Source organism: uncultured Christiangramia sp. (genome assembly GCF_913046405.1).
Lineage (GTDB): Bacteria > Bacteroidota > Bacteroidia > Flavobacteriales > Flavobacteriaceae > Christiangramia > Christiangramia marina.
Window position 1 is genome coordinate 1 of the sequence record NZ_CAJWRQ010000115.1, and the last position, 8,325, is coordinate 8,325.

At 35.1% G+C, this 8,325-nt stretch carries 5 protein-coding genes and 1 pseudogene; 3 read left to right on the plus strand and 3 right to left on the minus strand.

The features are described from left to right. Window positions 1–421 precede the first annotated feature (421 nt). Window positions 422–835, plus strand: a complete 414-nt coding sequence (locus tag QZ620_RS12515; protein ID WP_295182186.1) for a response regulator — start codon at window positions 422–424, stop codon at window positions 833–835. A gap of 33 nt (window positions 836–868) precedes the next feature. Further along, window positions 869–1,389, plus strand: a pseudogene (locus QZ620_RS12520) (heme NO-binding domain-containing protein). A 26-nt stretch (window positions 1,390–1,415) separates the two neighbouring features. Here QZ620_RS12520 and QZ620_RS12525 read toward each other — a convergent pair. After that, on the minus strand, window positions 1,416–2,144 hold the full coding sequence (locus tag QZ620_RS12525; protein WP_295182189.1) for a hypothetical protein: 729 nt from the start codon (window positions 2,142–2,144) through the stop codon (window positions 1,416–1,418). Window positions 2,145–2,661: 517 nt separating this feature from the next. On the opposite strand from QZ620_RS12525, the gene QZ620_RS12530 reads away from it, so the two are divergent. Beyond that, the gene (locus QZ620_RS12530; RefSeq protein ID WP_295182192.1) at window positions 2,662–3,762 is read left to right on the plus strand and encodes a mechanosensitive ion channel family protein; all 1,101 of its coding nucleotides are present in this window, start codon (window positions 2,662–2,664) and stop codon (window positions 3,760–3,762) included. A 25-nt stretch (window positions 3,763–3,787) separates the two neighbouring features. Here QZ620_RS12530 and QZ620_RS12535 read toward each other — a convergent pair whose 3' ends face one another. Beyond that, window positions 3,788–5,800, minus strand: a complete 2,013-nt coding sequence (locus QZ620_RS12535) for a PAS domain-containing hybrid sensor histidine kinase/response regulator (RefSeq protein WP_295182195.1) — start codon at window positions 5,798–5,800, stop codon at window positions 3,788–3,790. Continuing rightward, window positions 5,801–6,619 (minus strand): alpha/beta hydrolase, encoded by an 819-nt coding sequence (locus tag QZ620_RS12540; RefSeq protein ID WP_295182196.1) that lies wholly within the window; start codon window positions 6,617–6,619, stop codon window positions 5,801–5,803. It abuts the gene before it with no gap. Between the last annotated feature and the right edge of the window lie 1,706 nt (window positions 6,620–8,325).

Consider the following 8,325-nt stretch of genomic DNA (forward strand, 5'->3'; position numbering starts at 1 on the left):
CTTTTCGCATGCTCAAGATTTAGGTGGAAATATACGTAATAGGTCGTTCAACAGTAAAAAATAATACATTTTGCATGATAAAATATACAAAATTGAAAAATGAGTAAGAAAAATCTTTCTACAATAAGTACGTAAATACAGGGATAAAAGTTTTCTAGATACCACAAAAACCAGTATTTCTGTTCGTAAGAGATTAATTTTAGGAAGATTAATCATCACGAAAAAAAGTCTGTTTTGTTTTACCAGTGAAAGCTAAACGATAAGAAAACACAACAGAATTCACCGTTAAACCGACAATTTTGCATTAAGTCTATTGGTCTACACTAAACTGCTACTTACCGTAGCTAAAGTCAGCTTAAACGAATTAGGAGGTTTAAACTCGACTATTATGGCATCTTTGATTAAATAAAAACAATTCCCTATGAAACGTAAGTTAAATATCCTTTTTATCGAAGATGATGAAATTGAGGTAATGAAACTAAATCGCACCCTGAATTCGGTAGAATTAAAACATGTGGTTCATAATGCAATAGATGGTGAAGAGGCGCTGGAATTTTTAAATCAAAAGGATAGGCTACCGGAAATAATATTACTGCATTTGAATATGCCTAAAATGAATGGCATCGAATTTCTTAGTATCTTAAAGCAGGACGAAACTCTAAAATATATTCCTACTATTATTCTTACAACTTCAAATAATCGCAAAGATTTATTAGATTGTTTTAATATTGGTATCGCAGGATATATCATAAAACCTCTCAAATATGATGATTATCTATATAAACTCAAGAGCTTACTGGATTACTGGAGCATTAACGAAGTAATTAAAGTATAATATGAACGAATTGTTTTTACTGAGTTTCTGGAAATGGTCGAAAAGGAGTTTGGTCTGGAAGTTCTGGATCAGATCATCATTGAATCTAACCTGGCTTCGGGAGGAATATATACTTCGGTTGGAACCTACGACTTCATTGAAATGCAGAGTCTTATCGTGAAACTTTCAGAAAAACGAATTTGAGCGTTAACGATTTACTGTATGCCTACGGAAAAACATTTTTTGCAGTTCTGGAAAAGAACCATGCAAATATTTTCAGCCTGTATAGCGGACCATTGGAAATGCTCGCTTCCATTGAAAATCATATTCATGTAGAAGTTAGAAAACTATATCCTGGAGCAGAGCTTCCTACCTTCCGTATCATTCAGCAAGATGATAATTCTCTTGAAATGATGTATTATTCAGATAGTTCCATGTACATGTTTACCAAGGCGCTTATGGAACAAACCTTTGCACATTACCACGAAAATTCCAGGATTGAACTGGAAATGGTTCAGGAGAATGGTACACAGGTGAGATTCAGAATTTACAAGGAGCCGCATGCAGTCAGCTAAAAACGTTGAAATTCTGGAGCGTGCTCTTATGTGTGAGAAAGCTGCCCGAAAGGCGGCCGAAGCAATATTGGAGCAAAAGTCTCTGGAATTATATAATGTCTCAGAAGAATTACGTCAAGATTTAATCCTCCTGCATCACCAGATGTAAAATGTGGTTGATAACAATCTGTTTCTTCTAAAAGCTCTGATAATGAATAGAAAACCTCTGTGCTATTTTCAAATCCTATTCCCAGCAAAGCATTTGTGTGATCTTCGATTCTAATTCTATTAAAGGAATCTGGAGCTGTTATCGCAGCAAAGAAATCACCATTTTCATCTATAACTATTCTGAAATCGTCTGCAATAGGAAATGAGTCGGTACGATAGATACCTACAACAGATGAATTGTTTTTTAATTCATTCCCAAAAACTATCGATTCAACTATATCGCCTACAAGTTCCCCCAGGCTACCCTGTAAGAGAGCGTCGAGAATAGTTGGATCAAAATCCAGTCTGGTAAAGGGGGTTCTGGAAGCGTTGAGTGCACCTGGATACTGAAGTTCCAGTATTCCAACATCAGCTCCTGCGTTCAAGATAAAACCTGAATCCGAATTCAGCGTGGCTGATGAATTATTTAATTGAATAGCATTTGAAGAATTATCTACATTTTCTTCGTAGACAACACTATTCGCAATTTCCTGATAATACAAATTTTGGGTAATTCCTACAGTAAATAGTAATAATACCCACAATCTGAATTGTGTAAAAATTTTCATAGGCAGAGATTAAATTAGTGATTACTCTCAATCCAGTAGGGTAACTGAGACCTATTAAAAATAAACAACACCTTATCGCTACACCGATAAAATGCTAATCAGAAGTATTTTATAATTCTTGGCTAGACCTAATACATAAACTTTAAAAATGTTAACAAGTTAAATTAATTTTAACTATTTAAGATTTTGCTTAAGAATACCACATTTAATAACCCTCGGAAATATGTTAAATTTGACTGACGAATAACATCTATCCTTTTTAAATCTTATAGGAAACTCTTAATAGAAATTGCTCTTGAAACAATACAATTAGGATTTATCAAGGATTTGAAAGATTACACTAGGTTTATTAATCAATGTTCAAGCACCTTATTTCACTAAATACTGATTCAATGAAGACACAAATCAAAAACCTAGTTTCACCTTCACTAAATAAACCTGATATTTACATTTATTTTATCCAATAAGTCTTCACTAAATTGCAAGAGATTAACTAATACCCTGTAATAAAAAAACAATGATCAATTTCTGGAATACGTATCGCGAATCTATTATTTACGGACTTATAGTTGTGGGATTGGTTTTACTATTGCTCATTGCCACCAAATATCTTATTCGTTGGTTAATTGGAAAAGCGAAAAAGAAATATCCAAATGACGAGCACCATAGGATAAGCCTTGTAGGTCGTATCTTAAAGATTCTATGGGTTGTATTGGGATTGATTGCTTTCAGTCTTGTCTTCATTTCGGAAGATAAATACGATATAGCTAAACAAAATTTCGAACTTATACTCTATGTGGGTTTCGTACTTATTTTCACAATTATTGGAGCCAGTATTGTTGAAGCTTTATTTGCACGAACAATCAAGAAAACAGCTGCTTCTGGCGGTGACCCCACCAGCTATAAATTTTTGAGGTACCTGAGTGTATTTGGTGTTTATTTTATTGGTGCTATCCTGGCAACTCTGGCTTTTCCTGCCCTGAGAGGGATTGCTCAGACTGCCCTTGGTGGTGCGGGTATACTGGCTCTGGTGATAGGTGTGGCGTCCCAGGAAGCACTTGCAAACCTGATTGGCGGGGTATTTATAATTGCGTTTAAACCCTTTAGAGTTGGTGATGTTATTAAAATTACCGAGGATCTCGTGGGTACCGTAACAGACATCACCCTTCGGCATACGATCATAAGAAATTATCAGAATAAGATGATCGTGATTCCAAATGCTATTATTAATAAAGAAAAAGTGACCAACTACGATCTAGATGAAAAGAAGATCTGCCAGTGGATTGAAATTGGAATTTCTTACGACAGTGATATCGATCTCGCAAAAAAGATCATGAAAGAAGAGTGTGAGGCTCATCCAAATCTATTTGATAACAGATCCAATCAGGATCTTAGAAATGGAGTTCCTCTAGTTATAGTAAGAGTCACTAACCTGGGGGATTCATCCATTACTATAAGAGCCTGGGCTTGGGCATGGGATTATGCTTCAGCATTTGTCATGAAATGTGAACTTTATGAGAGCATCAAAAAAAGGTTCGATGCCGAAGGAGTGGAAATACCCTTTCCGCACAGAACTCTGGTATTTAAAAAGGATAAGAATGAATTGAAGGATGATTAGCTTTGCTACGACAATGTAGGAAATATCACTTAACCTCAATCTGCGATTCGAGCATTAAAGTGTCTACATCTGTATGCTTTAAAGAGATTATTACGTGGTGAAATTCTGCCATGGCTCGCTTAATGACAGATTCTATTTTATCAGGATTTGCATTTTTATCTTCAAAACATATCTGGCAGTCTCTTAGTAATTCTACCAGTTTATCAGACTGAATATAGTATACAGACATGGTACTTTTATGAATAAGCTCGGAGATTCGATTGGAATCCCGTAGATCTACAGCTTTCTGGAAATCTTCCAAATAGTCTTGAAAAGCTGTTAACGTGTTGATGATAAACTTCTGTAGAAATTCCGGTTTATTATTAGCCATTTTTACAAATCGGCTTAGGTCTATAGATTTCTTAGAGGCTTCTTTATTTTCTTCCGAAGAAATAATTCCCATCTCATCCTGTACGGGATCGCTGATTTTTTCCATTTCTGAAGAGGTAACTATATAATTTGCGATAAGCTTATGCAGATCCTCCGGACCAAATGGTTCGGAAATAAAATCATCTATTCCTGCACGATTGAGCTCAGATTCTATTGCCTCCCTGCTCGCAGCCGATAATGCCAGGATTACAGGTTGTTTTTCAAGATTAAGGTTTCTAATGGTGGAGGATGCTTCAAAACCGTTAATGACAGGCATATGAAGGTCCATAAGAATAACATCGTAATGCTTTTTCTTCGCGGCTTCGATGGCTTTTTTACCATTTTTGGCGGTATCAAAATTGATCTTCCATTCCTTCAAATACTCTGAAATCACAAAAATATTGACAGGATTATCTTCAACGATCAGTAATTTAGCTAAATCCAATTTTTTTCTTTGAATGCTGTCATCAGCGTCCAATTCATTTAATGAATTGCTGTACTTCTCATAAGTGATATCAAAGCTAAATTCAGAGCCTTCTCCTAATACGCTTTCTACTTCAATCTGGCTGCCATGAAGCTTTAAAAGTTGCTGCGAAATGCTGAGACCAAGACCTGTACCACCATATTCTAGATTTACTTCATAACTTGCCTGTGAGAATTCTTCAAAAATGCTTTGCAGCTTATCCTCTGGAATCCCAGTACCCGTATCAACTACTTTAAAGTTAAGAGCAGATTTTTCTGAAGATGATGGGTTAAGTTTCACCATTAACTTCACATGACCTTCACAGGTAAATTTAATCGCGTTACCTAAAAGATTTGTAAGTATCTGGCTAAGCTTAATTGGATCACCAATGATATAATTTGGGATCTTATCATCTATTTCAGAAATTAGTTCGACACCTTTCTCATCGCATTTCAGCTTAAAGGTATGGATCAAACTATTAATGAGAGTGCGAATGGCAAATGCCTTCTTTTCTAATCGTACTGCCTTGGCTTCCAGTTTACTCAGGTCCAGAATATTGTTTACCAAACCCAGGAGATTCCCAGAAGATAACCTGAGTATATCAGCGTACTCTTTCTGTTTAGGGTCTAAAGATGTTTTAGATAGAAGGTCACCTATTCCAACAATGGCGTTCAAGGGTGTTCTTATCTCATGACTAATGGTAGCAAGAAACTCTGCTTTTACCTGGGCCAGTTTTTCAGCCTTCAGCTTAGCATTCATTAGTTCCTGTTCGTACTTTTTTCTATCAGAAATATCAAAAACTGAAGCTCTGTAGCGATTTTCACGAACTGTAGGACCTTTTAACTCCTTGACATTGATCAATGCTGGAAAGGTAGATCTGTCATTTTTTCGAATTTCGAAATTGATCTCATTTGCAAAACCCTGAATCCTTATTAAGGGAAAAAAATGAGTTTCGAAATACATTCTTCCACCCATTTTAAAAAGCTCATAGATCTTCTTCTTTCCCAGAATTTCATTTCTGTCGAATCCAAGCCATCCCAGTAGCGTCTTATTTATATTGTATATCGTGCCATCATTTTTGAAAGAAACATAGCCGCAAGGTGCATCATGGTACAAATCTTCAGCAGATTCAAATATTTCAGGTTTATTTTCACTGCCCTCTTCCATCTAGTCCTTTTTTTCGAGGTAATTCTTTATAGCACTGATCGTTTCTTCCGGAGCACTTAAGTTTGGACAATGCCCGGTTGCATCGATCAATTCTAAGGTACTACTCGTAATGTTGTGGTTTACATATTCCGCAACCGTGAGCGGCGCAATTGCATCCTCTACACACTGAATTATTAAAGTCGGAATTTTAAGTTTATTGAGATCCCGGCGATTGTCTGAAAGAAAAGTGACTTTCGCAAAGTGTTTTGCTATTTCCGGGTTTGTTCTACAGAAACTATTGGTTAATTCTTCCCCTAACTCAGGTTTCTCTGGATTCCCCATAATAACCGGCGCCATTGTAGATGCCCAGCCCAGATAATTGCTTTCCAATGTTTCTAATAATTCATCGATATCCTGCTGACTAAATCCTCCCTTATATTCATCTTTATTGATATAGCAAGGAGATGGGCCAATCATAACGAGATGCGAAAACAAAGAAGGTTTCTTATTAGCTGCCAGCAGAGCGATCATGGAACTTACTGAGTGCCCAACCAGGATAACGTTTTCCAGTTCCAATGCATGGCAAATTTCCAGGATATCGTCTGCATAACCTTGCAGGCTATTATATTTCTGTATATCATAATAGGATTCATCAGAATTTCCGGAACCTACATGATCAAATAGAATGACTTTATAATCATCAAGAAATGCAGGATAAACGAATCTCCACATGAGTTGATCACAACCATATCCATGTGCAAAGACAATCGGCTGACTACCATTTCCTTTTTCAGTAACATTATTACGTTTTAATACGTCACTTTGATCGATCATAGCCATAGAAATTAGCTTGCTAAAATATGATATAATTTTTTAAGAATTGTGGAATTAGATCTGACTTTCGAAACTTAAAATGATAAGATTATTTTAAGTTCATAAATCGTGATCAATAGCTGTAACCTACCCTAATTTTAAGTGCTGCCCTATAGCAGTAATAGATATACTTTCGTTCAACAACAGGAAGGCAATCCAGAAGGACGATCAAATGGAAACATATTGGACATAAAAAAAAGGTAATTACATGATCTTCATGAAATTACCTTTTTAATCTTCTTTAGAAAGTCGGGGTGGCAGGATAATTTATTCATGAACAAACGCCCTATCCACAGTACTTTCACTGATAATCAATTTGATGTTTCACCGAATGATTCACCAAACTCCATAAAACAAAGAGCTTTCATATTACTTGATCGTCTTTGTGCTATAAAGATATGATTTTATTTAAAATTGACTTTCCTAAAAACTGTTTTTCCATGTTCCTACTACTTTTTTTGCAGTTGATGCAAATGGACAAGATTTAGAAGTTAGCCGGACTGCATAAGCCGGGCTTCATACTTCGCCCTTTTATAAGTCCTTTACTAATTCTAAATCCTTGTATAGAACAGCATCAAAAAAAGGTAGTAGCGAAGGCTCTGGAAGAAGTAAATTGAATTTAGTAGCTATGTAGAATTTGTTTTCAGAAAATTAAGGTCCATCAAAAAAGGAAAGTGCTCAGGATAAAAAAAGTAAATTGTATGGAGCACCGTGAGGTTATTTTTTCATTTAGTATTCCGCTTTAATTTTGGTTAAAAATGAAATTAGGAATAGCAAGAGGGTAACACGCTATGCGATGTTACATATTCTTAATTAATTGATTTTTAGTTATTTATAATATTTTAATTTGTGCTTTTTCACCAAATTTGCGACAAATGCCTTGAGAAACCCAGTAAATACGTTGATTTTTGCGACAAATTTTATTCAAAACATTTTTTAGCGGTAAATCTCCGGCTATATTCCAGCCTACTCGCTGTTAACCAAAAGCCACATGTCGTAGTTATTGATTTACACTAAATATGAGCAAAGCAAGATGTGTCATTCTCATGACAATCTTGCTTTGCGCCCGGGGGTTGCAAAGGGAAAAAGAAAAGTAAATCCGTTTGATAAATTTATTTTAAATTGTTCTGTGGAATGCTTAAATGCAGTAATACAGCACAAACTACATAAATTCAGTGAAAGACTTTTCAACTATGTAAGAAATTTCTTTAATCGAAAAGATTGATTTTATAAAATTTTTATATATATTTAATTTTTAAGGATTTACGCCCTACTTCAAATCCTTAATTTTTTAATTAATCTTATTCTATAAAGTAAATTTCTCCGGGGCAAGCCCACGGAGCATTTTGGAGGAACACGTTTTCAAACTTTAAACATTTACTGACGAGGCAAGCCTCGGAGTATTTACCCTCCTAGAATAAAAAACCCCCTGATTGGGGAGTTCTTAATATTGCTTAATTATTAATCTCTTAAATAACCTGCCTATGTAACATGTTATTCTACCAACCAGAGGAATATGCTGCAAATGTAGCATTCTTCGCAGACAACAAAAAAATATTTATAATCTTGAAATTTTTATTATAAAAATAGGTATTCAATTTATTACTATTCATTAAAGATAATATTTTTAAGTTAGCATTTTCAGTATGAAGATTTAGAAGAACTTTTTTTAT